This is a genomic window from Nocardia sp. NPDC003482 (assembly GCF_053588115.1).
This window is the reverse complement of sequence record NZ_JBSFPI010000002.1, coordinates 290,288-313,868: the sequence shown is the minus strand read 5'-3', so window position 1 is coordinate 313,868 and position 23,581 is coordinate 290,288. Positions and strand designations below refer to the sequence as shown.

Below are 23,581 nucleotides of genomic sequence, written 5' to 3'. Positions count from 1 at the left end.
GCTCAGAGCACCCGCTCCCCCGCGGCCGCGTAGGCGCGTTCGGTGGCCTCCTTCTGCGGCCGCCACCAGTCCTCGTGCGCGCGGTACCACTCGATGGTCGCGGCGAGGCCGGTGCGGAAATCGGAATAGCGTGGGGTCCAGCCCAATTCGTCGCGCAGCAGGCTCGCGTCGATGGCGTAGCGCTGATCGTGGCCGGGCCGATCGGTGACGTGATCGAAATCGTCGGGGTCGCGGCCGAATTCGGTCAGGATCAGCCGCACCACGGACCTGTTGTCGAGTTCGCCGTTCGCGCCGATCAGATAGGTCTGCCCGATGCGGCCGCGCTCCAGGATCGTCCACACCGCGCGGTTGTGGTCCTCGACGTGGATCCAGTCGCGCACCTGATGCCCCGCGCCGTACAGGCGCGGGCGCAGACCGTCGATCACATTGGTGATCTGGCGCGGAATGAACTTCTCCACATGTTGATAGGGCCCGTAGTTGTTGGAGCAGTTGGAGATCGTGGCCCGCACGCCGAACGAGCGCACCCAGGCCCGCACGAGCAGATCGCTCGACGCCTTGGACGCGGAATAGGGGCTCGACGGATTGTAGGGCGTGGTCTCGGTGAAGGCCGGATCGTCCGCGGCCAGATCGCCGTACACCTCGTCGGTCGAGATGTGGTGATAGCGCACGTCGTACCGGCGCACGGCCTCCAGCAGCGCGAACGTGCCCACGATATTGGTCTGCACGAAGGGCCACGGCCGGGCGAGGGAGTTGTCGTTGTGCGATTCGGCGGCGAAATGCACGACCGCGTCCACCCCGGAGACCAACCGGTCGACGAGTTCGGTGTCGGCGATATCGCCGTGCACGAACTCGATGCGGTCCGCGATCGGCGCCAGCGAGGCGCGATTGCCCGCGTAGGTGAGCGCGTCGAGCACCACGATTCGGGTATCGGGCCGTTCGGTGACGGTCTGATGGACGAAGTTGGCGCCGATGAACCCCGCGCCCCCGGTTACGAGCAGTCGCACGGGTGCGAGCCTATCGGGTCGGCGCGCGCGCAACCGATTCGCCGACGGTTGTCCGAATCGCGGTCGGGCCGGGTCCGTTGTGATCGGGGCCACTCGATCGGCGATCGCTATCATCCGAAGCAGGAGCGGGTACGCCCGCTGGGAGCCGGAAAATTGTGACCTTGATCACTCAAGTATATGTAAACCTTTCGGACCTGAGGTCGGTTCGCCTCCCCAAAACCATTACGGTTACAGCGTGTTTCGCAGACCTTGCAGTCCCCAGGGACTCAATGGTGAACAAAATTTGAATGAACGGTCACGACAGGTTCACCGGGCGTTAGCGGAGCTCGAATTCGATACTCGTGTCCCCCCGAACCACTCTCTCTCGAGGTTCCACTAGAAATGCTGATGAGGAAATTCGCCGCGACGTCGGCACTGCTGATCGCCGCGCTCGGCGTGACCGCCGGTACCGTGAACGCGGCCCCGGCCGCCGACGAGGGCGTCGTCAACTACAAGTCCACGACCACCCCGACCTCGACCATCATCTCCACCGACTCCGGTTCGATGGTCGTCGAGGACGGCGTGTTCAAGATCAAGGCCGCCAACGGGACCACCCTGGCCGGGGCCGACCTGAAGTTCCGCGTCGACGACTTCGAGTTCCCGATCGCCGCGGACATCTCCGACCACACCGCCACCCTGACCCCGCAGTTCGACACCGAGCACGCGGTCTACAAGCCGGTCGCGCTGCCCTACGAGGACACCGCTCCCTGGAAGACCCCGTACGACCGTGAGCAGGCCGCCTGGAACCGCATGAAGGACACCATCTCCACCGGCGCCACCATCGGCACCCTCGTGGGTGGTATCGGCGGCGGCGCGGTCGGTTGCGTCCTCGGTGGCATCGCCGGCGCGACCGTGGCCTCGGCCGCGATCGTCGGCCTGTTCGGCGCCTTCATCCCGGCCGCCGCCATCGGCTGCCTCGGCGGCATCATCGCCGTCGGCGCCCTGGGCACCCTGGCCGGTCAGCTGCTGATCACCGCGCCGGTCGCCGTCCTGGCCGCGATCCAGTACTTCACGACGATCAACCAGCCGTTCACCCCGGCTCCGTCGAAGTAGTTCGACTGTCGCTCAACGGTTTTCGATAACCTATGACACCAGCGCCCGCCCGGTAAGGTTCGCCGCACCGGGCGGGCGGTTGTGTTCCACCAGCTTTGGAAAGACCCACATGAAGATGAGGAAATTCGCGGCGACCTCGGCCCTGGTGATCGCCGCCCTCGGCGTGACCGCCGGAACCGTGCACGCCGCGCCCGCCGCCGCCGATGTGATCGACTTCAAGTCGACCACGACCCCGGAATCGACCGTCATCTCCACCGACGCCGGTTCCATGGTGGTCGAGGACGGCGTGTTCAAGATCAAGGCCGCCGACGGAACCACCGTGGCCGGAACGGAACTGAAGTTCCGCGTCGACGACTTCGAGTTCCCGATCGCCGCCGACATCGCGGACCACACCGCCACCCTGACCCCCCGGTTCGACACCGAGCACGCGGTCTACAAGCCGGTCGCCCTGCCCTACGAGGATCAGGCCAACTGGAAGACCCCGTACGACCGGGAGCAGGCCGCCTGGAAGCGCATGGTCGACACGATCAGCATGGGCGCGACGATCGGCACCCTGACCGGCGGCCTCACCGGCGGCGCGGTGGGCTGCGTGCTCGGCGGTATCGCCGGGGCCACGGTCGCCGCGGCGGCCATCGTCGGCCTGTTCGGCGCGTTCCTGCCCGCCGCGGCGGTCGGCTGCCTCGGCGGGATCATCGCCGTCGGCGCCCTCGGCACCCTCGTGGGGCAGCTGCTGGTGACGGCTCCCGTCGCGATCCTCGCGGCGAACCAGTACTTCACCACCATCAACCAGCCGTTCGAGCCGACCTTCGGCGCGGCTCCGCCGGCCAAGTAACCGTTCGTCCGGGACAGACAGCACCCCCGTCCAGCGCGCGCTGGGCGGGGGTGCTTTCCAATCAGGCTGTGCGAGCGACCGTTTCGGGCTCGATCCGGGCGCGGACGAAGCGGGCGACCCGGGCCAGCGCGGCCCGGCTCTCCGGCAGGCTCGGCAGAATGCTCATGAAGGCGTGCACCTGCCCGCGCCACAGCTCGAGCGAATGCGGGACGCCCGCCGCGGTGAGCCGCCGGGACATCAATTCGCAGTCGTAGCGCAGCAATTCGTCCTCGCCGACGATCAGCAGCGCGGGCGGCAATCCGGCCAGCGTGCCGTTGACCGGCGACAGCATCGGATCGACCCGGCCGTCGATCTCCGCGCCGTAGCGGACCATGCGGCGCACCGCCGACATCGGGATGTAGGCGTCCCGGGCGACATTGACGTAACCCCGCTTGGCCTTGTGGTCCAGATCCAGCAGCGGCGACAGGCCGACCAGGCCCGCGGGCGTGGGCAATCCGGCCTCGATCGCGCGCAGCGCGGTCGCGAAGGTCAGATAGCCCCCGGCGGAGTCCCCGGCGAAGACGATGCGCGCCGGATCCGCGCCGTGGCCGAGCAGCCAGCGGTAGGCGGTCAGGCAGTCCTCGATCGATCCGGCGATGGAAGTGCCCGGCAATTGGCGATATTCGACGCTGACGACCGGCAGGCCGGTGCGGCGGGCGAGGCTCGCCACGATCGGGCGGTGCGAATCCAGACCGCACAGGAAGAATCCGCCGCCGTGCAGGTACATCACCGCGCCGTGCCGCAACGCGCGGCTGCCGCCCGCCGGTCGGACGATCTCCATCCGAAATCCGCCCAGCCGCACCTGTTCTCGTTCGATGCCGCGCGGGCCCGGGCGCAGCGCGGCCAGGCCGTCGACCACGTGCCGGGCCAGCGGCATGGTCTGCGGGTGGATGGGATAGCGCTTGATCACCGGACCCACCACACCCTTGCAGGCCAGCAGCAGGGCTTGGGAGTGCAGGCTGAGCCGGTCGGGGTTGACCACCACGCCGGGATCCGGTTCGGGAACCACCTCGCCGATCGGGATCGCTACCATCGCGCACCTACCTAACTCCCGGCGCGCCGACGGGAAGGCCGAGGAACCCGGCCGGCGATGTCGGCGCTGACATCTCACACGGTGTCATTTCAGAAGACCACGCTGAAGTGACCTGTGCAACAGATATGGGCCGATCGGCATCTCGCCAAACCCGTCGTGATCGTTTCGGAACCTCGCCGCGCCCCGGTCGAGGGCAACTGGCAGACTGCGTGCCATGCGCGGAATCATCCTGGCCGGTGGCACCGGGTCCCGCCTGCATCCGATCACGCGCGGGGTGAGCAAACAGCTTGTGCCGGTGTACGACAAGCCGATGGTGTACTACCCGCTCTCGACCCTCATGCTGGCCGACATCCGGGACATCCTGGTGATCACCACGCCGGAGGATGCCGACGCGTTCGGCCGATTGCTCGGCGACGGTTCGCAATACGGGGTGAGCATCAGTTATGTGGTGCAGCCGGAACCGGACGGGCTGGCCCGCGCCTTCGTGCTCGGCGCCGACCACATCGGCTCCGATTCGGTCGCGCTCGTGCTGGGCGACAACATCTTCCACGGTCCCGGACTCGGCACCCGGCTGCACCGGTTCCACGGCCTCGACGGCGGCGCGGTGTTCGCGTACTGGGTGTCGGACCCCAGCGCCTACGGCGTGATCGAATTCGACCGGGGCCGTGCGGTTTCCATCGAAGAGAAGCCGAAACTGCCGCGCTCCAACTACGCCATCCCGGGGCTGTACTTCTACGACAACGACGTCGTGGAGATCGCCCGCGGTTTGCGACCGTCCGCGCGCGGGGAATACGAGATCACCGATATCAACCGGACCTACCTCGAGCAGGGACGGTTGCAGGTGGAGGTGCTCGCGCGCGGGACCGCCTGGCTCGACACCGGCACCTTCGACTCGCTGCTGGACGCCGCCAATTACGTGCGGACGATCGAGGAGCGGCAGGGCCTGAAGATCGGGGTGCCCGAGGAGGTGGCCTGGCGCATGGGATACATCGACGACGAGCAGCTGTGCCGCCTGGCCGAACCGCTGGTGCGGTCCGGGTACGGGAGTTATCTGCTGGGCCTGCTGGAGCGCGGACGGGATTGGTGAGCATGCGGATTCGAGAGCTGGCGGTGCCGGGGGCGTGGGAGTTCACCCCGGTCCTGCGCGGGGACGAGCGCGGCATCTTCGCCGAGACGTTCAAGGCCTCGGAGTTCGAGAAGGCGGTCGGGCGGCCGTTCGACCTGTTGCAGGTCAACACCTCCACCTCCGCGGCGGGCGTGCTGCGCGGCATCCACTACACCGAGGATCCGCCGGGCCAGGCCAAATACGTGACCTGCACGCGCGGGGCGTTCGTGGACGTGGTGGTGGATCTGCGGCCCGGGTCACCGACCTTCGGGCGGTGGGACAGCGTGCTCATCGACGATATCGATCGGCGCTCGGTCTTCCTGTCCGAGGGGCTCGGGCACGCGCTGCTCTCGCTCGCCGATGATTCGACGGTGACCTATCTGTGCTCGCTGGAGTACAGCCCCGAATTCGACCACGACATCGACGCTTTCGATCCGGAGATCGGGATCGAGTGGCCGACGGTCGGCCGGGACGGGCGGCCGTTGCGGTTCGTGCGCTCGGCCAAGGACGCCGCCGCGCCGGGCCTGCGCGCGGCCGGGTGAGATATGCCGAAAGCCGCGGCGGCGAATTCGCTTCGCGCGCCGCGGCTTTCGCGCGGTCGGTCAGGCCGCGGCCAGTTCCGGCTCCGGCTCGGTGTCGGCCACCGGCTCGGCGGACCGGCGCTTGGGCAGGAAGTGGGTCAGGGCCACGAGCGCGCCGAGGATGGCGACCACACCCGCGAACAGCAGGCCCGGGCGGTAGCCGTCGAGGATCGCCGCCGGTGAACCGTCGCCCACGCCGCCGGAGGTGACGATCGCGGTGTTGATCGCCAGCACGATGGCCGCGCCGACCTGCATGGACGTTTGCAGCACACCGGCCGCCAGCCCCTGCTCGTCGTCATCGATGCCGTTGGTGGCCTGAATGTTGATGGCGGGGAAGCCGATCCAGCCGATGCCGATCAACAGCACCGCGGGCAGGATGATCGTGAGGTAGGACGGCTCGGTGTTCAGCCGCAGGAACAGCAGGTAGCCGACGCTCATCACGACCATGGTGACCGCGATGATCGGGCCGGTGCCGAACCGGTCGACCAGCTTGTCGGAGAACACCGACGACAGCGCCACCAGCAGACCCACCGGCAGCAGGGCCATGGCCAGCTTCAGCGGGGACCAGCCCAGGGTGTCCTGGAGGTACAGGGTCACGATGAACTGCCAGCTGAAGTAGGACCCGGCGACGGCGACGATGACCAGGCTCGCCCGCACCAGCGACGCCTTGCGCAGGATGCCGAGCCGGATCAGCGGATGCCGCACCCGCCGCTCGACCGCGAGGAAGGCCGCGAACAGCACCGCCACCGCCGCGAACGAACCCACGGTCCGGGCCGAACCCCAGCCCGCCGTCGGTGCGGAGACCACGGTGTAGACCAGCAGCAGCATGGCCGCGGTGGAGAACAGCGCGCCCAGCAGGTCGTGGCCGCCCTCCTCGGCGGGCCGATCGCGCGGCACGAGCAGCGCGGCCGCCACCAGCGCCGCCAGCGCGATCGGCACCGGCAACAGGAAGGTCCAACGCCAGCCGAGACCGGTCATGAGCCCCCCGAACACCAGGCCCATGGAATAGCCGCCCGCGCCGAACACGGTGTAGATGGACAACGCCTTGTTGCGGGCCGGGCCCTCGGCGAAGTTGGTGGTGATGATGGACAGGCCGGTGGGCGCGGTGAACGCCGCGGCCAGGCCCTTGACGAACCGGGTGAGGATCAGCAGCGGCCCGGAGCTGACCAGCCCGCCCGCCAGCGAGGCGACGGCGAAGATCGCCAGCGCGATCAAAAAGACCTTGCGGCGGCCGAGCAGATCGGCGGTGCGCCCGCCGAGCAGCAGCAGCCCGCCGTAACCGAGAACGTAGCCGCTGACCAGCCATTGCAGGGTCGAGGTGTTCAGGCCCAGCTCGGTGCCGATGGACGGGAGCGCGACGCCGACCATCGACACGTCGAGGCCGTCGAGGAACAGAACGATGCACAGGGTGATCAACAGGCCCCAGAGCCGGGCCGACCACCGAGTGTCGGCCGGGTGGGCCTGAAGTGTTGCCGTGGAAGTCACGATCCGGAACATTACATGCGCGTGCATTAAATGCGCAAACATTTAATGCGGTTGCATGGTCTCGCACGGGGCACTAGGATGGCCGCATGTCCAAGCCGTCGACAGCGTCCGTCGACCGGCCCGCGATCGAGCAGCGGGTGGCGCCGACCGGACTGGTCCGCGAGTGGCGCGATCTCATGGCCAAGCACGCCAATGTCACCTGCGCGCTCGAAAAGGAATTGCAGCGGCGTCATCGCATCGGGCTCAGCGAGTTCGAGACGCTGGACCGCCTGGTGGACGCCGCGTGCGAGACCTATCGCATGAGCGAACTGGCCGCCGAGAGCCACCTGAGCCAGAGCGCGCTGTCCCGCGCGGTCGCCCGGCTCGAGCGCGAGGGGCTGGTCAGCCGCAGCATGTGCACCGACGATCGGCGCTCGATCTTCGTCTGCCTCACCGACAAGGGCCGCGCGGCGCACGCCGACGCCGCCCCGACGCACCGCGAGGTGCTCGAACAGACCCTGCGCTGACCGGGACTCAGAGCGCGGCCAGGGTCGCCTCGATCGGGTCGCGGGCGTCGACCGCGACGGCCTCGATGCTCGCCAGCGCCGCGCGGTAGCGGTCGATCTCGGTGTCCTTGTCGAAATAGGCCGAGCCGGTGAAGGTTTCGACGTAGACGACCGGGGGTTCGGCCAGTTCGCCCGTGCCGGAATCGAATTCGAGCAGGACGAACCTACCGGTGTCCATGCCCTCGTGGTAGCCGGAATCGTCGGGCACCGAACGGATTTCGACATTCGGGCGATCGCACATCCGCCGCAGATGCTCGAGCTGGCCCTTGATTACCTCGGGACCGCCGACGCGGCGACGCAGCACGGTCTCGGTGAGCAGCGCGCGCAGCCGCACCGGATCGGTGTCACGGGTGAGCAGCGCCTGCCGGGCCGCCCGCACCGCGACGCGGCGGTCCGTCTCGACCGACGACATGTCCGGCCGCGCGGCGGCGAGCATGGCGCGGGTGTAGTCCTCGGTCTGCAACAGGCCGGGCACCAGCTCGTTCTCGTAGGTCGAGAGCCGGTAGGCGGCCTCCTCCAGCCCGATGTAGACCTCGAAGCCCTCGGCGATGACATCGCCGTACTCGGTCCACCAGCCGCGGGCCTTGGTCTCCCGGGCCAGCGCGGTGAGCGGGGCGACGAGGTCGTCGGGCGCGCCGTAGACCTTGCACATCGCCTCGACGTCCAGCCCGCGCAGCGAGGTCTGGCCGGTCTCGATGCGCCAGATCTTGGCCTCCGACCATTCCAGGCGCTGGGCGGCGACCCGGGTGGTCATGCGGGCACGATTACGGAGGTCACGAAGTCTGCGGCCCAATTGCCGCCGCGGCATCGTGGACCCGGTGATCCCCTGCGGTAGAACCATGTATCCCCCTGAGTTCCGTCCGCCGATCGTACTCGCTGTCACTGCTCGCCGAACGGCAAAACCCTTCCGGCGTATCCGAATTCGTTCCAAGAGATACGCGAAAGGATTGTTGCACAACACAATGAGGGAGGATCGGGCATAACGCCGTGTGACATCTTCCGGAATAAGGGTTTTCGTTCACTTGCGGGGCGGTCGCCTGCGGAATCGCCAGAACTGGACGGCGCGCACGTCCTCGGAGAGCTGGTTGACCGGTTCGGCGACATCGGACAACACCTGGAACAGATCGTCGGCGAGGGCGTTGATGTGCTCGACCCGGCTCGCCAGCCGGGAGGCGTTCACCAGGAACTCGAGCGCCAGGCGCACCGACGCGGCGATGGTCAGGCCGAGCGGGAGGGCCACCACGATCGCGAAGCCGAGCCCCAGCACCAGCGAGTACCGCCACAGCAGCACGGTCAGCACGATCGGGACGCCCACGGCGAAGGCCAGGCCCAGCAGATAGGCCAGCGGGAGCAGGGTCCGGGTGGCCTGTCGGCGGAACTGGAGGTCGAGCAGGCCGCGCGCGGCCGACGCCGCCCAACCCGCGAACGCGCCCGGGCCGCGGAACGGTTCGGCCGGGCCGTCCTCGTCCGGCTCGCCGACGTGCCGGGCCAGGCGCCTGGTCGCCGACTCCCGCCAGGCGATCCAGCGCGGTTCCACCTCGTAATCGTCCGCGTCGGGCTCGGCGCCGACGGGCTCGTCGCTCATGCCCCGATCCTCTCCGAGATACTTGCTCGCGGCAACGCTCGTGATTTCCGGCGTGCCCGTACGGGCTCACGGGAAACACTCAGGGACAACGCAATTGCCTCGCAGGTATGGCGACGATCGTTGTCCCCGAACGAGAACAACGGATGGTTCGATAGCGAATCCGGATCAGTCCGATGATCTTGTGACACAGATGACGTCGGGCAAGAAAGTTTCGTGAAGCTGTAACACCACGGATGTCACGGCCCGATTAGTCCCATGAACACCGAAGCAGGACCTGATCTGATGCGGGGAATGGAGAAGACAGTGCGTACGACGTTTCCGACTTCCGTCCCGGCGGCGACGATGGCCGCCGCCGCGCAGGACTACATCCAGCGCGGCTGGACGGTCGCCGAAACGGCCAACGGCATCTGCCTCATCACCGACGAGAATGTGGCGGGCATCGAGGTAACCGGCGAACTCGCCGCCACCGTCCGGCGCTTCCTGCGGGCGAACAACCTCTCCGGTCCGGTGATCGAGGTCCCAGGTGCCGAGCGGCGCGAGATCCACCTGGTGACCGGCACCGCGAAGGCCGCGATGGCCATCGAGGCGCTGCGCGAGGCGGGCATCACCGTGTACACCGACGGCGACGGCATCCCGTTGCCCCCCACCCAGCTCTCGGCGGGCTCCGCCTGCTGGGGCGTCGCCCCGAGCGAGGCCCGCTGGGTTCCGCCGGTGGTCGCGGTCGCCGCGGCCGTCCGGGCCGCCGCCTCCGGCCGCAAGCCGCAGGGCGTCCGGCTCGCCAGCTGACACCGACTTACCGAACCGCGAGGGCCATGCGCCCTCGCGGTTCGTTGTTGTGGGGGTCCTCGTCTTCCGGCCTGGGGGCCGGAAGACGAGGAACATGAGGGGGCCGGAGGGCCGGGTGGGGATGGAGGCGAGGGCCCCTATGTCCGGCGGTTACTTTTTGCCCGGATCTGTTTCCCTGGGCCGCCGGGCCGGTGATGATGGGGGTATGACGAGCGTCACCGAGGGAAATCGGAAGTTGTTGCGGACCTGCCCGCTGTGTGAGGCGGTGTGCGGGTTGGAGGTGACGCTCGACTCGGGGGATCGGGTGGTGGGGGTGCGGGGGGATCGGGAGGATCCGTTCAGTAGGGGGTTCATCTGTCCCAAGGGGGCCAGTCTCGGGCGGTTGGACGAGGATCCGGATCGGTTGAGCGAGCCGATGATTCGCGATCGCGGGACCGGGGAGTGGCGGACGGCCTCGTGGGACGAGGCGTTCGACCTGATCGCGGAGCGGATTCCGGCGCTGCTGGCCGAGCACGGGCGGCAGGCGGCGGCGCTGTACGTGGGAAACCCCAACGCGCACACCATCGCCGGGAGCATGTACCTGCCCGCGCTGATCCGGGCGCTGAGCACGCGCAATCTGTACTCGGCCAGTACCGCGGACCAGATGCCCAAGCAGGTGGCCTCGGGGCTGATGTTCGGCGATCCGCTGACCGTGCCGGTACCCGATCTCGATCGCACCGACTATCTGCTCATGCTGGGCGCCAACCCGCTCGAATCCAACGGATCACTGTGCACCGCACCGGATTTCCCGGGCCGGTTGAAGGCGCTGCGGCAGCGGGGCGGCCGGTTGGTGGTGGTCGATCCCCGACGCACCCGCACCGCCAAACTCGCCGACGAGCACGTGTTCGTCCGGCCGGGCAGCGACGCCTACCTGCTGTTCGGCATCGTGCGCACGCTGTTCGCGGAGGAGCTGACCGACGTGCGCGTCGACGCCACGGGCATCGACGAGGTCCGCGCCGCCGCCGAACCGTTCACCCCGGAGGTGGTGGCCGCGCGCACCGGCGTCCCCGCCGAGACCGTCCTGCGACTGGCCCGCGAACTCGCGGCCGCGCCGACCGCGGCGGTCTACGCGCGAATCGGCACGTGCACGGCCGAATTCGGCACGCTGACCCAGTGGCTGGTCGACGTGCTCAACGTGCTCACCGGCAATCTGGACCGGCCCGGCGGGGCCATGTTCGCCACCCCGGCCGCGCTCGGCATCGTGCGCACCCGCCCGTTCCGCACCGGCCGCTGGACCAGCCGGGTGCGCGAATTGCCCGAGGCCATGGGCGAATTCCCGGTCGCGACGCTGGCCGACGAGATCATCACACCCGGCGCGGGGCAGGTGCGCGCGCTGATCACCGTCGCGGGCAATCCGGTGCTGTCCGCGCCGAGCGGGGCGCGGCTGGCGGCGGCGCTGGACCGGCTCGAGTTCATGGTCAGCGTCGACCGGTACCTCAACGAGACCACCCGGCACGCCGATGTCATCCTGCCGCCGCCGCGCACCTTCCAGGCACCGCACTACGATTTCGCGCTGCTGGCGTTCGCGGTGCGCGACTACACCCGGTACTCCCGCCCGCTGCTGCCGCTCGGCGACCGGCCCTCCGAACCGCACATCCTGGCGCGGCTGGCGCTGGCCATCTCGGGTCAGTCGCCCGAACCCGGCCGCGATCCCGTGGCGACCGTCGACGAGTTGATCATCGCGGGCACCCTGCACAAGGCGGGCATGCTGGACCGGCGCGACGAACTCCAGGGCGCCGACACCACCGAACAGCGCATCGACATGATGCTCAAACTGGGCCCCTACGGGGAATGGCGCGGCGGCACGCTGAATCTGCAAGCGCTGCTGGACAATCCGCACGGCATCGACCTCGGCCCGCTGCGACCGCGGCTGCCCGAGATCCTGCTCACCGCCTCGAAGAGGGTGGAACTCGCCCCGCCGCAGCTGCTCGCCGACGTCGAGCGGTTGCGCGCCAAACTCGACGAGGCCGCCCCGGAGGTCGTGCTGATCGGGCGGCGGCAGCTGCGCTCGAACAACAGCTGGCTGCACAATGTCTCGACGCTGGTCGGCGGGTCCAACACCTGCACCCTGCACATCCACCCCGACGACGTGTCCCGCCTCGGCCTCGACGACCACGCGGTGATCAAATCGGCGGCGGGCAGCCTCACCGTGCCGCTCGAGCCGACCGACGAGATCATGCCGGGCGTGGTCAGCCTCCCGCACGGCTGGGGGCACGGCGACAGCACGCAGTCGGTGGCCCGCGCGCACGCGGGGGTGAACGCCAATGTGCTGACCGATGATTCGCTGGTCGACGTGCCGTCGGGCAACGCGGTCTTCAACGGGGTGCCGGTCACGCTGTCCCCCGCCTGATCCGACCGGTCGGGTTCCACGAAAATCGGGCGGTTCCAAGCGAACTCGCCCGCGGCCCGGCCCGGGGCATTAGCATCGGTTCGGCAAACGCTCGGCGCCGAGGTCGCCAGGTGCCGTCTTTCGAATCTCGAGGGGATGCGGCATGTCCGGTGGGCGGTACGGCAGCGACGGCGAGCGCGAACTCCAGGACCGGCTCGGCACCCGCGAGCGCGCCGAACGCTTCTACGCCGACCAGGTGCTCGACCGGCTGAATCCCCGGATGATCGAGTTCGTGCGGCGGATGGACATGGCCTTCATCGCCACCGCCGATCGGCGCGGGGAATGCGACGCGAGTTTCCGCGCGGGCCGCCCCGGCTTCCTGCACGTTCTCGACGAGCGCACCCTCGCCTATCCGGAGTACCGCGGCAACGGCGTAATGGCCAGTCTGGGCAACATTCTGGAGAATCCGCATGTGGCGATCCTGGTGCTGGACTTCGTCGAGGAGCTGATCGGCCTGCACATCAACGGCGCCGCGCGCATCGTCGACGACGCCGTGCTGCGGCACTGCGTGCCCGACCTGCCGCCGCACGAACGCGGCCGGATCGCCGAACGCTGGGTGGTCGTCGACGTCGAGGAGGCGTACATCCACTGCCGCAAGCACATTCCGCGCCTGGCGCCCGCGAGCCGGGAGGACCGGATGTGGGGCACCGACAACGTGCGCGCCAAGGGGGGTGACTTCTTCGGCGCGAAGGCCGAATCGGCGGTGGGGGTCAGCGGATCTTGAAGATCACCGCGCGCTGCACGATGAAGTTGATCACGGTCGCGGTGCCCTGGGCGACGACGAACGCCAGCGGCTTGCGCCACCATTCGTCGGCCAGCGCGTAGAACAGGATCTGGTTGATGCCCACCTGGACGGCGAAGGTGACCGCGTAGAGCGCGACGACCGCGAGGAAGCGCGCGCGACTGGGTTCGGCCCGGAAGGTCCAGCGCCGGTTGATGAGATACGCCGTGGTCGTGCCCGCGATGAAGCTGATCGACTTGGCCACCGCGACCGGCAGTCCGGCCGCCTCTAGCAGCAGCATGTAGAGGCCGAAATCGATGATCGCGGAGAAGCCGCCGGACAGGACGAACCGGACGATCTGCGTCTTCAGATCGACCGCCGTGCCGCCGGGCTCGTCGACCAGGGGCAGTTCGGGCGGCAGGGGCAGCTGGGGTTCCGCGGTCACGGCCACGAGCCTAACCGCCGGGGCGGTCACGACAAACGGACCAATGGTCTGTCATACCTGTAGCCTCTATGCCGATGTCCACGAAAGCTCAGACCTCCACCGCCGCGGGTTCTGCCGACACGGCGAGCGACGCCGTGCCCGAATTGCCGACGCGCACCCGCAGGCTGACCGGCTGGGGTCGCACCGCACCAACCTCCGCCGAAGTGCTCGCCACCAGCGATCCGGAGGTGATCGCGCAGGCCGTTCGGATGGTGGCCGAGGACAACGAGTCCAAGCCCCCGCACCTGCGGCGCGGGATCATCGCGCGCGGGCTCGGCCGCTCCTACGGCGACAACGCGCAGAACGCGGGCGGACTCGTCGTCGATATGACCGCGCTGAACAACATTCACCGCATCGACCGCGACACCCGCCTGGTGGACGTGGACGCGGGCGTCAACCTGGATCAGCTTATGAAGGCCGCGCTGCCGTTCGGGCTGTGGGTTCCGGTGCTGCCCGGCACCCGGCAGGTGACCGTCGGCGGGGCCATCGGCTCTGACATCCACGGCAAGAACCATCACAGCGCGGGCAGTTTCGGCAATCACGTGCGCTCGATGGATCTGCTCACCGCGGACGGCACGGTCCACCACATCACCCCCAAGCGCAACGCGAAACTGTTCTGGGCCACCGTCGGCGGCTGCGGGCTGACCGGCATCATCCTGCGCGCGACCATCGAGATGACGCCGACCGAGACGGCGTACTTCATCGCCGACGGCGACGTCACCGCGACCCTGGACGAGACCATCGCCTTCCACAGCGACGGGTCGGAGGACCGGTACGAGTACAGCTCGGCGTGGTTCGACGCCATCAGCCCCGAGCCGAAACTGGGGCGGGCGGCCATCTCTCGCGGCAATCTGGCGAAACTGGATGAGCTGCCGAAGAAGTTGCGGGCCGATCCGCTGCGGTTCAACGGCAAGACGTTCTTCACGCTGCCGGACGTGTTCCCGAACGGGCTGGCCAACAAGTACACCTTCACCCCGATCGGCGAACTCTGGTACCGCAAGTCGGGCACCTATCGCGGCAAGGTGCAGAATCTGACGCAGTTCTATCACCCGCTGGACATGCTGGGTGAGTGGAATCGCGGGTACGGTTCCAACGGGTTCCTGCAGTACCAGTTCGTGGTGCCGCCGGAGGCCGTGGAGGAGTTCAAGAGCATCATCCGCGATATCCAGGCGTCGGGGTTCTATTCGTTCCTCAACGTGTTCAAGCTGTTCGGGCCGGGAAACCAAGCGCCGCTGAGCTTTCCGATGCCGGGCTGGAACATCTGCGTGGACTTCCCGATCAAGGCGGGGCTCAACGAGTTCGTGACCGAATTGGACCGGCGGGTACTGGAATTCGGCGGTCGGCTGTACACCGGGAAGGATTCGCGCACCACCGCGGAGACCTTCCATCAGATGTATCCCCGGATCGACGAGTGGATCAAGGTCCGCCGGAACATCGATCCCACAGGCGTTTTCATGTCCGATATGGCGAGAAGGCTGGAGCTGCACTAGTGATCAACGCGGTCGGAAATCCGCAATCGATTCTGCTCCTGGGTGGCACCTCGGAGATCGGTCTCGCGATCGTGGCCGAGTACCTGAAGAAGGGCCCGGCCCGGGTCGTCCTCGCGGCGTTGCCCGACGACCCGCTGCGCGCGGAATCGGTCGCGCGCGTCGAGGCCGCCGGGGCCAGCAAGGTCGAGCTGGTCGACTTCGACGCGCTCGAGACCGACGACCACCCCAAGGTGATCGAGGCGGCCTGGGCCGAGGGCGATATCGACGTCGCGATCGTGGCCTTCGGCATCGACGGCGACGGCGAGGAGTTCTGGCAGAACCAGCGCAAGGCCGTGCTGATGGCCGGGATCAACTACACCGCGGCCGTTTCTGTGGGCGTGCTGCTCGGCGAGAAGATGAAGGCCCAGGGCTACGGCCGCATCCTGGCCATGTCCTCGGTCGCGGGCGAACGCGTCCGCCGCTTCAACTTCGTCTACGGCTCCACCAAGGCCGGCCTGGACGGCTTCTACCTCGGCCTCGGCGAGGCCCTCGCCCCCTTCGGCCCCCGCGTCACGGTCATCCGCCCGGGCCAGGTCCGCACCAAACTGTCGGCGCATGTGCAGGAGAACGCGCTGACGGTGGACAAGGAGGAGGTCGCGGCGCTGGCGGTGGCGGCCTCCGATCGTGGTCGCGAGATCGTCTGGGCGCCTGGGACTTTCCGGTGGGTGATGATGGTGTTGCGGCATATCCCGCGGCCTGTTTTTCGGCGGTTGCCTATTTGAGTCCTCGGGTCGGCGCCTGGGGGCGCCGACCCGAGGAACAAGGGGGGCGGGGGCGCCTGGGGGAAGTGCCGAGCCCAAGCCCCACCAGCCGGAGCGGGGCCACGCCAAGCCCAAGCCCCGCCAACTGGAGCGGGGCCACGCCAAGCCCAAGCCCTACCAGTCGGAAGGTGGGGACGGCTTGGGGGAAGTACGAACCCCCACCCCAAGGCCCGGCGGGGCTATCTTTCATGTCCCTGCCGTTTCGGCGTGGCTCCTCTTGTCCCCGCTGGTTCGGCGTGGCTTCCTCTTGTCCCTGCCCGGTGCCCGCTAGGGCGCCGGGCAGGGTGGTTAGGCTGGCGCACGGCTTAACCGGGCGAGAGGGAAAGCGGAGGCGGTGTGCGGGCATTTCTGCGGCAGGTGGGGGATGGCTTGGGGGAGGCTGTGGTCGCGGTGGGGGTGGCCGTTGTCGTGGGGGTGGTGGGGCTTTACGCGTTCTCTACCGTGCAGTGGCCCGCGTTCGGGTCGTCGAATGTGACGCGGGCGTTGACGACCGTGGGGCAGGTGGGGGCGGCGGGGTTCGTGGTGGGGGCGATTGTGGTGGCGCGGGTGCGGGGGTGGGGGTGGTGGGCGAAAGGGCTTGCGTGGGTGGGGGTTTCGGGGTTCGTCACGGTGACGCTGGGGATGCCGTTGGCGGCGACGAAGTTGTATCTGCTCGGGATCTCGGTGGATCAGGAGTTCCGGACCGAGTATCTGACCCGGCTGACCGATACCGCCGCGCCGCGGGATATGACCTACGCGGATCTGCCGCCGTTCTATCCGGCGGGGTGGTTCTGGATCGGCGGACGGGTCGCGAATCTGCTGGGGCTGGCGGGGTGGGCGGCGTTCAAGCCGTACGCGATCGTGTCGCTGGCGGTGGCGGCGGTGCTCGCGACGGTGTTGTGGTCCAAGCTGATTCGGCCGGACCTGGCGGTCGCCGTGGGGGCCGCGACGACCGCGGTGATGGTGGCGTTCGCGTCGCCGGAGGCCTACAGCGCGGTGCTGGTGGTGCTGTTCGCGCCGAGCATGGCGCTGGCCTGGGGCGCGCTGTACCGGCCCGCCGAATGGGGCGCGGGCGAGCGAACCGGGGCGGCGACCGCGCGCGGATGGGGCGCGGTCGTGGGGGCCGGGGTGTTCGTCGGCGTGTCGGGGATGTTCTACACCCTGTTCTTCGCGGTCGCGGCCTTCACCGTGGGCGTGATGGCGGTGGTGGCCTGGTGCGCGCTGCTGTGGCAGCGGCGGTCCGACGCCATCCATCGGCGGCCCGCCGAGGATGCGCCGGGGCCGTGGCGGCTGCTGGGGCCGATCCTGGTGCGGCTCATCGTGATCGGCGCGATCGCGGGCGTGCTCACGCTGATCACCTGGGGCCCGTATCTGCTGCGGATGGCCTCGGGCCCGCGGCCGAGTGGCGGGACCGCCCTGCACTATCTGCCGGAATCCGGTGCGCGCCTGGCGTTCCCGATGTTCGACTTCACCCATCCGCTGCTGGGGGCCCTGTGCCTGCTGGGCACGATCTGGCTGGTGCTGCGGTTGGCGAGTTCGCGGCGGGCGCAGGCGCTGGCCGTGTCGGTGGCGGCGATCTACCTGTGGTCGCTGGGCTCGATGGCGGTCACCGCGGGCGGGACGACCCTGCTCGCGTTCCGGCTCGAGCCGATTCTGCAGGTGCTGCTGGCCGCCGCCGGAACCTTCGGCTTCGCCGAGGGGGCGCGCGCGCTGTATCAGGCCGTCGGCGAGCCGGCCCGGCTGCGGGCGGCGGCCGCGGCCGTGGCCGTAGTGGGCGCACTGGCGTTCACCCAGGACATCCCGGCCGTGCTGGCCACCGAGATCACCACCGCCTACACCGACACCGACGGCGACGGTGTCCGCGCGGACAAGCGCGCGCCCTCGGCGGTCACGCACTACCGCGCGATCGACGAGGCCCTGCGGACGCAGACCGGACGCCCGCGCGACGAGACGGTCGTGCTCACCGCGGACACCAGCTTCCTCAGTTACTACCCGTACTACGGCTTCCAGGCGCTCACCTCGCACTACGCCAACCCGCTCGCCGATTTCGCGGGCCGGGCCGCGGCGATCAAGCGGTGGAGCGAACTGAAGACCCCCGCGGAACTGATCGACGCGCTGAACCACTGCCCCTGGCGGGCGCCCGACGCGTTCGTGTTCCGGCGCAGCGGAGACGAGTACACGCTGCGGCTGTCGGAGGACGTTTACCCGAACGACCCGAATGTGCGCCGCTACACCGTGGCCTTCCCCAAGGCGTTGTTCGACGATCCCCACTTCAGGACCACCGACATCGGCCCGTTCACTCTCGTCGTCCGCGCCTGAGTGTCCTTGTGCACAGCCGATCGAACCTGTGCATAACACTGTGGAATCGGGCCTTTTCTTGTGGATAACTCCGCTTCCCGGGCGGCGGCTCCCAGCCTCGGCAGGTAGCCTGGGCCGCTGATCGTCGGCAAGAGGAGTTGCACCTGTGGTTGTGGGGCAGGAAGCGGATCGGATCGAGACGGGACGAATCGGCACCGCGGCGCCGGAGCGCGCGGCCACTCCCCCGGTGCGCCGCAGACGGTTTCGCAGACCGTCGGCCCCCGACCTCGCCGTCGCCGCCGCCTACACCGCCCTGGCCGTCCTGGTGCTGTCGGGCCAGTGGCGCGACACCGACCACGGCTATCTCATCAAGAGCGGCCAGGACCAGACCATGTGGGAGTGGTTCTTCGCCGAGACCGCGCACGCGGTGGCCCACCTGAACAATCCGCTCGGCACGAATCTCCAGAACTTCCCCGACGGCGTGAACATGATGGCGAACACGGCCTCGTTCGGCGTCGGGGTGCCGCTCACCCCGGTCACCCTGCTGTTCGGGCCGACCGTGACGTTCGTGCTCGTGCTCACCCTGGGCCTGGCCGGAACCGCCTACGCCTGGTACTGGCTGTTCTCCCGCGAACTCGTCGCCTCCCGGGCGGGAGCGGCCGTGGGCGGGCTGTTCTGCGGCTTCGCCCCGGCCATGATCTCGCACGCGAGCGCGCACCCGAATTTCGTGGTGCTGGCGGCGCTTCCGGTCATCGCCGGGCTGCTGATCCGGATGGCCCGCCGGGTGCTCGACGGCGAATCCGCCACGCTCGGGCGGCGGGCGCGCGAGGCCGGGCTGCTCGGGCTGCTCGTGGCGTTCCAGATCGCGCTCGGCGAGGAACCGCTGCTGATCTTCGCGCTGGCGTTCGGGCTGTTCGCGGTCGTGTACTACCTGCACCGGCCGCGCGACGGGTGGCGGGTGTTGCGCGGGCTCGCCCCGACCGTCGCGGGGGCCGCGCTGATCACGGTGGCGCTCACCGTGATTCCGCTGTGGTGGCAGTTCTTCGGGCCGCAGAGCTACCGCTCGATCGACCACGGCCCGATGGGCAACGATCTGAAGGCGCTGACGCAGTTCCCGTCCGAATCGCTGGGCGGGGTGTTCGCGCCCGGCCAGAACGTGGCGATCAATCCGACCGAGCAGAACGCCTACTTCGGCTGGCCGCTGCTGGGCCTGGTCGCGGTGACGGCCGTGCTGCTGTGGCGCGAACGGGTGGTGCGGGCGGCCACGGTGGTGATCGTGGCGTTCGGCGTGCTGTCGCTGGGCGCGCAGGCCGTCATCGGCAAGCGGCCGACCGGAATCAGTCTGCCCTGGAAGTGGATCGAACACCTGCCGCTGCTGAACACGGTCCTCGAGACCCGCTTCGTGATGGCGGCGATTCCGGCGATCGCCGCGATCCTGGCCGTCGCCACCACCCGCGCCCTCGGCTATTGGCAAGTGGCGCTGACGGATTGGCGGCCGCTGACCTGGTTCGCGGCGCTGGCGCTCGCACTGGTCCCGCTGACCCCGACGGTGCTGCCGGTGGTGCACCGCGCGGCGACGCCCTCGTTCTTCACCGACGGGACGGTCGACGAGTACGTCGACAACGGGTCGGTCGTGATCGCGCCGCCGCCGACCCGGCTCGACGCCTGGCCGTTGCGGTGGCAGATCGACGGCGGATTCCGATTCCCGCTCGCCGGAGGCTATTTCGTGGGCCCGACCGCGGACAAGAAGGGCCGCTACGGACCCGACGACCGGCCGACCGCCGCGCTGCTCATGCAGGCGCAGCAGAGCGGTCGGATTCCCGCGATCGACGATCGGGTGCGCGCGCAGGCCCGGGAGGATCTGCGGTACTGGCGGGCCGATGTGGTGGTGCTGCCGCCCACGCCGCAGGGCGACGTGCTGCACGCGACGCTCGATCAGCTGTTGTTCCCGGGTCGCTACGACGACGGCATGTGGGTCTGGGATGTGCGCGGGCGGTAGCTAGCATCGTCGATCGTGCGCGCTGACTCTGCCCGGATGGCCCGTGTCCGCCTGATCGCCCTCGTGTCCGGGGTGCTCGGCATCCTGTTGGCGGTGCTGACGCCCCTGCTGCCGGTGCGGCAGGATCGGGCGAGTCTGGACTGGCCGCAGCCGGGAGCGGTGAACGTGGACGCGCCGCTGGTCTCCTACGTTCCGCTGGAACTGCGGGCGTCGGTGCCGTGCGCCGCCTTCCGCGATCTGCCGTCCGGCACGGTCCTCGCGACCGTCGCCCCCACCGCGCCGAACGCGACCTCGAAGGGGTTGGTGGCCAAGGTGACCGGCGATCCGGGCGCGGACCGGACGCTGTCGGTGCTGCTGCGCGACATTCCGCTGGTGTCCGCGTCGCTCACCGAGGTCGGCGGCTGCGACCGGTTGTCGGTGGTGTCCACGGCGACGGCCACGACCGCGGAGCTGACCGGCGTGCAGCGCCGCGACGGCACCCCGTTCACCTCGACCGTGGGCGGGGATGTGCGGCCCCAGATCGTCGGCGTGTTCACCGATCTGGATCGGGCGCGCCTCGGCGACGCGGGACTGCACGCGGACATCGACTCGCGGTTCTCGTCGAGCCCGTCGTGGCTCAAACTCGCCGCGATCGTCGGCGCGGTGCTGTTCACCCTGATCGCGCTGTGCTGCCTGCATCTCGTCGACACCGCCGACGGCCGCCGGGCGCGGCGATTCCTGCCCGCGCACTGGTGGCGGTTCACCCTCACCGACGCGGTGGTGCTGGGCACGCTGCTGCTGTGGCATGTGATCGGCGCGAACACCTCCGACGACGGCTACATCCTGAACATGGCTCGCGCGTCGCGGCATTCGGGCTACATGTCGAACTACTACCGCTGGTTCGGGGTCGCGGAGGCGCCGTTCGGCTGGCCGTACGAGGTGCTGGCGTGGATGACCCGGGTCAGCGACTCGAGCCCGTGGATGCGGCTGCCCGCGCTGCTGGCCGGGGTGGCGTGCTGGCTGGTGATCAGCCGGGAGGTGTTGCCGCGCTTGGGTTCCCGGGTGCGCCGCGACTCGGTCGCGCGGTGGACGGCCGGGCTGGTGTTCCTGGTCGCGTGGCTGCCCTACGACAACGGCCTGCGCCCGGAACCGCTGATCGCGCTCGGCGCGCTGCTCACCTGGTGTGCCGTCGAACGCTCGATCGCCACCGGGCGGCTGCTGCCCGCCGCGCTCGGCGTGCTGATCGCCGCCTTCTCGCTCGCGGCCGGGCCGACGGGACTGATCTGTCTCGCGGCCCTGATCGCCGGATCGCGACCGGTGTTGCGGCACATCATCTCTCGGGCCCGGCTCGGCCGGGGGTCGGCGGTCCTGCGGTACGGCGCGGCGCTGGCGCCCGGGATCGCGGCCGGAACCCTGGTCCTGGTGGTCGTTTTCGCCGATCAGACGCTCGCCTCGGTGCTGGAGGCGACGCGGGTGCGCACCCTCGTGGGCCCGAACGTGGCGTGGTTCGACGAACGCACGCGCTGGGATTCGCTGTTGATGCTGTCGCCGGACGGCTCGCTGGCGCGGCGGTTCGGCATTCTGGGCATGTTGCTGTGCCTGGGCGTGTGCGTGCTGGTCATGTTGCGCAAGGGCGGGCGGGTGCCGGGCACCTCGCGCGGGCCCTCGGCGCGGATTCTCGGCATCGTGTTCATGTCGCTGCTGCTGATGATGTTCACGCCCACCAAGTGGACCCATCACTTCGGCGTGTACGCGGGGCTGGCCGGATCGCTGGCCGCGCTGACCGCGATCGCGGTGGGCGTCAACGGGATTCGCGCGCCCTACAATCGCTCGCTGTTCGCGGCGGCGGTGTTCTTCCTGCTCGCGATCACCTTCACCGGGTCCAACGGCTGGTGGTACGTGTCCAGTTACGGGGTGCCGTGGTGGGACAAGGCGCCGGTGATCGCCGGGAAGGGCCTGTCCACGCTGTTCCTCGGGCTGGCCGTGCTGTGCCTGCTGTTCGCGGCCTGGCGCTACTACCGCGAACCGTATCGAAAGGCCGAGGGGCGCAGGCGGTTCGACCGGTTCGCCGTCGAGCCGCTGACCGTCGCGGCCGCGGTCATGGTGCTGTTCGAGGTGGCGTCGCTGGGCAAGGCCGCGCTCACCCAGTACCCGGCGTACTCGATCGCGAAATCGAATATCCGTGCGCTGGGCGGTGATTCGTGCGGGCTGGCCGACGACGTGCTGGTCGAGACCGATACCGCCGATTCGCTGCTGCACCCCTACACCGGCTCCGACGCCGACGGCCTGGCCGCCGAGAATGTCGGCTTCACCCCCGACGGGGTGGCGAGCGACCTCACCGCCGACGCGGAGGAGACCGTCAGCGGCGGCGCGAATTCCATCGACAGCAAATCGGAGAACAAGACCACCAACACCACCCAGGCGGGCACCGGCGGCGGCACCGTGGACCGGCCCGGCGTCAACGGCAGCACGGTCGCGCTGCCGTTCGGCCTGGATCCGGCCCGCACCCCGGTGCTGGGCAGCTACGTCACCAAGGACAAGCGACAGGCCCACCTCACTTCCCAGTGGTACCGCCTGGATCTGGCCGCGGCCCGCGCCGACGCCGCGCGCAAACTGCTCGTGGTGACCGCGGCGGGGCGGATCAAGTCGGTGAACAAGGACGGGGTGGTCACCTACGGTCAGGATCTGCGCGTCGAATTCGCGCATCGCGACGACGACGGCACCGAGCGGGCACTGGGCTCGTTCGTGCCGCTGGACATCGGCGGTGGCCCGTCGTGGCGGAACATGCGGGTGCCGCTGGATCGAATCCCCGCCGACGCCAACGCCGTTCGCATCGTGGCCGTCGCCGCCGATCTCACTCCGAAGCAGTGGCTCGCGGTCACCCCGCCGCGCGTACCCCGGCTGGCCACGCTGGATTCGGTGGTCGGGCGCGCGGCCCCCGTACTCGAGGACTGGCACGTCGGCCTGGCCTTCCCGTGTCAGCGGCCGTTCGATCACAAGGACGGGGTCGCCGAGGTCCCGGCCTGGCGCATCCTGCCCGACCGGGTCGGCTCCGACGCCTCCAACGCCTGGCAGGACGACATCGGCGGCGGTCCGCTCGGCTGGACCGGCCTGCTGCTCTCCGCCCGGACCGTGCCCGCGTACCTGAACGACGACTGGGGGCGGGACTGGGGTTCGCTGGAACGGTTCACCCCGTACGTGTCCGGCACCGGCCCGGCCACCGTCGGCGTGCGGGTGGAGAACCGCTGGGGCTGGGCGCAGGACGGTCCCATCAAGGCCCGGTAACAGGATGCGGCGTCGAGGTGCCCAGTGAAGG

At 69.3% G+C, this 23,581-nt stretch carries 19 protein-coding genes; 13 read left to right on the top strand and 6 right to left on the bottom strand.

Annotated features, from left to right (window positions below):
* Window positions 1-2 precede the first annotated feature (2 nt).
* Window positions 3-1,004 (bottom strand): dTDP-glucose 4,6-dehydratase, encoded by a 1,002-nt coding sequence (gene rfbB / locus ACWDSJ_RS04555; RefSeq protein WP_450029214.1) that lies wholly within the window; start codon window positions 1,002-1,004, stop codon window positions 3-5.
* 381 nt (window positions 1,005-1,385) lie between these two features.
* Between rfbB and ACWDSJ_RS04550 the strand changes: the two genes are divergently transcribed.
* Window positions 1,386-2,096: a hypothetical protein gene (locus ACWDSJ_RS04550; protein WP_450029213.1), complete on the top strand. Its 711-nt coding sequence runs from the start codon at window positions 1,386-1,388 to the stop codon at window positions 2,094-2,096.
* Window positions 2,097-2,205: 109 nt separating this feature from the next.
* Window positions 2,206-2,928 carry a hypothetical protein gene (locus tag ACWDSJ_RS04545; RefSeq protein WP_450029212.1) on the top strand — a complete coding sequence of 241 codons (723 nt, stop codon included), beginning with the start codon at window positions 2,206-2,208 and terminating at the stop codon, window positions 2,926-2,928.
* Between the two features lie 61 nt (window positions 2,929-2,989).
* Here ACWDSJ_RS04545 and ACWDSJ_RS04540 read toward each other — a convergent pair whose 3' ends face one another.
* On the bottom strand, window positions 2,990-4,000 hold the full coding sequence (locus ACWDSJ_RS04540) for an alpha/beta hydrolase (RefSeq protein WP_450029211.1): 1,011 nt from the start codon (window positions 3,998-4,000) through the stop codon (window positions 2,990-2,992).
* 214 nt (window positions 4,001-4,214) lie between these two features.
* Between ACWDSJ_RS04540 and rfbA the strand changes: the two genes are divergently transcribed.
* The gene (gene rfbA / locus ACWDSJ_RS04535) at window positions 4,215-5,087 is read left to right on the top strand and encodes a glucose-1-phosphate thymidylyltransferase RfbA (protein WP_450029210.1); all 873 of its coding nucleotides are present in this window, start codon (window positions 4,215-4,217) and stop codon (window positions 5,085-5,087) included.
* A 2-nt stretch (window positions 5,088-5,089) separates the two neighbouring features.
* Window positions 5,090-5,647 (top strand): dTDP-4-dehydrorhamnose 3,5-epimerase family protein, encoded by a 558-nt coding sequence (locus ACWDSJ_RS04530; protein ID WP_387358721.1) that lies wholly within the window; start codon window positions 5,090-5,092, stop codon window positions 5,645-5,647.
* Window positions 5,648-5,707: 60 nt separating this feature from the next.
* Here the strand turns inward: ACWDSJ_RS04530 and ACWDSJ_RS04525 are convergent, their stop codons facing one another.
* On the bottom strand, window positions 5,708-7,183 hold the full coding sequence (locus tag ACWDSJ_RS04525) for an MFS transporter (RefSeq protein WP_450029441.1): 1,476 nt from the start codon (window positions 7,181-7,183) through the stop codon (window positions 5,708-5,710).
* Between the two features lie 74 nt (window positions 7,184-7,257).
* Here ACWDSJ_RS04525 and ACWDSJ_RS04520 point away from each other — a divergent pair, with 74 nt between their 5' ends.
* Window positions 7,258-7,677 (top strand): MarR family winged helix-turn-helix transcriptional regulator, encoded by a 420-nt coding sequence (locus ACWDSJ_RS04520; protein WP_450029209.1) that lies wholly within the window; start codon window positions 7,258-7,260, stop codon window positions 7,675-7,677.
* Window positions 7,678-7,684: 7 nt separating this feature from the next.
* On the opposite strand, the gene ACWDSJ_RS04515 is transcribed toward ACWDSJ_RS04520, so the two are convergent.
* The gene (locus ACWDSJ_RS04515; protein WP_450029439.1) at window positions 7,685-8,524 is read right to left on the bottom strand and encodes a helix-turn-helix domain-containing protein; all 840 of its coding nucleotides are present in this window, start codon (window positions 8,522-8,524) and stop codon (window positions 7,685-7,687) included.
* A gap of 210 nt (window positions 8,525-8,734) precedes the next feature.
* On the bottom strand, window positions 8,735-9,301 hold the full coding sequence (locus tag ACWDSJ_RS04510) for a DUF4282 domain-containing protein (RefSeq protein WP_450029208.1): 567 nt from the start codon (window positions 9,299-9,301) through the stop codon (window positions 8,735-8,737).
* Window positions 9,302-9,592: 291 nt separating this feature from the next.
* Here ACWDSJ_RS04510 and ACWDSJ_RS04505 point away from each other — a divergent pair, with 291 nt between their 5' ends.
* The 3 genes from ACWDSJ_RS04505 (at window position 9,593) to ACWDSJ_RS04495 (ending at window position 13,239) form a co-directional block, all read left to right on the top strand.
* The gene (locus ACWDSJ_RS04505; protein ID WP_387358713.1) at window positions 9,593-10,087 is read left to right on the top strand and encodes a hypothetical protein; all 495 of its coding nucleotides are present in this window, start codon (window positions 9,593-9,595) and stop codon (window positions 10,085-10,087) included.
* A gap of 205 nt (window positions 10,088-10,292) precedes the next feature.
* The gene (locus tag ACWDSJ_RS04500; RefSeq protein WP_450029207.1) at window positions 10,293-12,476 is read left to right on the top strand and encodes a molybdopterin-dependent oxidoreductase; all 2,184 of its coding nucleotides are present in this window, start codon (window positions 10,293-10,295) and stop codon (window positions 12,474-12,476) included.
* Between the two features lie 142 nt (window positions 12,477-12,618).
* Window positions 12,619-13,239 (top strand): pyridoxamine 5'-phosphate oxidase family protein, encoded by a 621-nt coding sequence (locus ACWDSJ_RS04495; RefSeq protein WP_387358709.1) that lies wholly within the window; start codon window positions 12,619-12,621, stop codon window positions 13,237-13,239.
* On the opposite strand, the gene ACWDSJ_RS04490 is transcribed toward ACWDSJ_RS04495, so the two are convergent.
* Complete coding sequence (locus tag ACWDSJ_RS04490; protein ID WP_387358707.1) at window positions 13,226-13,681, bottom strand: GtrA family protein; 456 nt, start codon at window positions 13,679-13,681, stop codon at window positions 13,226-13,228. The genes ACWDSJ_RS04495 and ACWDSJ_RS04490 overlap by 14 nt on opposite strands.
* Window positions 13,682-13,755: 74 nt before the next feature.
* On the opposite strand from ACWDSJ_RS04490, the gene ACWDSJ_RS04485 reads away from it, so the two are divergent.
* From ACWDSJ_RS04485 to ACWDSJ_RS04465, 5 genes are all read left to right on the top strand, one after another.
* Window positions 13,756-15,210: an FAD-binding oxidoreductase gene (locus ACWDSJ_RS04485; protein WP_387358705.1), complete on the top strand. Its 1,455-nt coding sequence runs from the start codon at window positions 13,756-13,758 to the stop codon at window positions 15,208-15,210.
* Window positions 15,210-15,971 carry a decaprenylphospho-beta-D-erythro-pentofuranosid-2-ulose 2-reductase gene (locus ACWDSJ_RS04480; protein ID WP_450029206.1) on the top strand — a complete coding sequence of 254 codons (762 nt, stop codon included), beginning with the start codon at window positions 15,210-15,212 and terminating at the stop codon, window positions 15,969-15,971. The genes ACWDSJ_RS04485 and ACWDSJ_RS04480 overlap by 1 nt, the downstream gene beginning before the upstream one ends.
* Before the next feature lie 375 nt (window positions 15,972-16,346).
* Entirely contained in the window at window positions 16,347-18,308 is a 1,962-nt protein-coding gene (locus ACWDSJ_RS04475; RefSeq protein WP_450029205.1) for an arabinofuranosyltransferase, read from the top strand.
* A 145-nt stretch (window positions 18,309-18,453) separates the two neighbouring features.
* Entirely contained in the window at window positions 18,454-20,286 is a 1,833-nt protein-coding gene (locus ACWDSJ_RS04470) for a glycosyl transferase (RefSeq protein WP_450029204.1), read from the top strand.
* A 36-nt stretch (window positions 20,287-20,322) separates the two neighbouring features.
* Window positions 20,323-23,550: an arabinosyltransferase domain-containing protein gene (locus tag ACWDSJ_RS04465; protein WP_450029437.1), complete on the top strand. Its 3,228-nt coding sequence runs from the start codon at window positions 20,323-20,325 to the stop codon at window positions 23,548-23,550.
* Window positions 23,551-23,581 lie beyond the last annotated feature (31 nt).

Bases quoted from the DNA above. Each gene is read 5' to 3' on its own strand.
- ACWDSJ_RS04520 (WP_450029209.1), top strand. From the start codon at position 7,258: ATGTCCAAGCCGTCGACAGCGTCCGTCGACCGGCCCGCGATCGAGCAG.
- ACWDSJ_RS04510 (WP_450029208.1), bottom strand. From the start codon at position 9,301: ATGAGCGACGAGCCCGTCGGCGCCGAGCCCGACGCGGACGATTACGAG.
- ACWDSJ_RS04515 (WP_450029439.1), bottom strand. From the start codon at position 8,524: ATGCCGCGGCGGCAATTGGGCCGCAGACTTCGTGACCTCCGTAATCGT.
- ACWDSJ_RS04500 (WP_450029207.1), top strand. From the start codon at position 10,293: ATGACGAGCGTCACCGAGGGAAATCGGAAGTTGTTGCGGACCTGCCCG.
- ACWDSJ_RS04495 (WP_387358709.1), top strand. From the start codon at position 12,619: ATGTCCGGTGGGCGGTACGGCAGCGACGGCGAGCGCGAACTCCAGGAC.
- ACWDSJ_RS04525 (WP_450029441.1), bottom strand. From the start codon at position 7,183: ATGTTCCGGATCGTGACTTCCACGGCAACACTTCAGGCCCACCCGGCC.
- ACWDSJ_RS04505 (WP_387358713.1), top strand. From the start codon at position 9,593: ATGGAGAAGACAGTGCGTACGACGTTTCCGACTTCCGTCCCGGCGGCG.
- ACWDSJ_RS04530 (WP_387358721.1), top strand. From the start codon at position 5,090: ATGCGGATTCGAGAGCTGGCGGTGCCGGGGGCGTGGGAGTTCACCCCG.
- ACWDSJ_RS04485 (WP_387358705.1), top strand. From the start codon at position 13,756: ATGTCCACGAAAGCTCAGACCTCCACCGCCGCGGGTTCTGCCGACACG.
- ACWDSJ_RS04540 (WP_450029211.1), bottom strand. From the start codon at position 4,000: ATGGTAGCGATCCCGATCGGCGAGGTGGTTCCCGAACCGGATCCCGGC.
- ACWDSJ_RS04465 (WP_450029437.1), top strand. From the start codon at position 20,323: ATGGCCCGTGTCCGCCTGATCGCCCTCGTGTCCGGGGTGCTCGGCATC.
- rfbA (WP_450029210.1), top strand. From the start codon at position 4,215: ATGCGCGGAATCATCCTGGCCGGTGGCACCGGGTCCCGCCTGCATCCG.
- ACWDSJ_RS04545 (WP_450029212.1), top strand. From the start codon at position 2,206: ATGAAGATGAGGAAATTCGCGGCGACCTCGGCCCTGGTGATCGCCGCC.
- ACWDSJ_RS04550 (WP_450029213.1), top strand. From the start codon at position 1,386: ATGCTGATGAGGAAATTCGCCGCGACGTCGGCACTGCTGATCGCCGCG.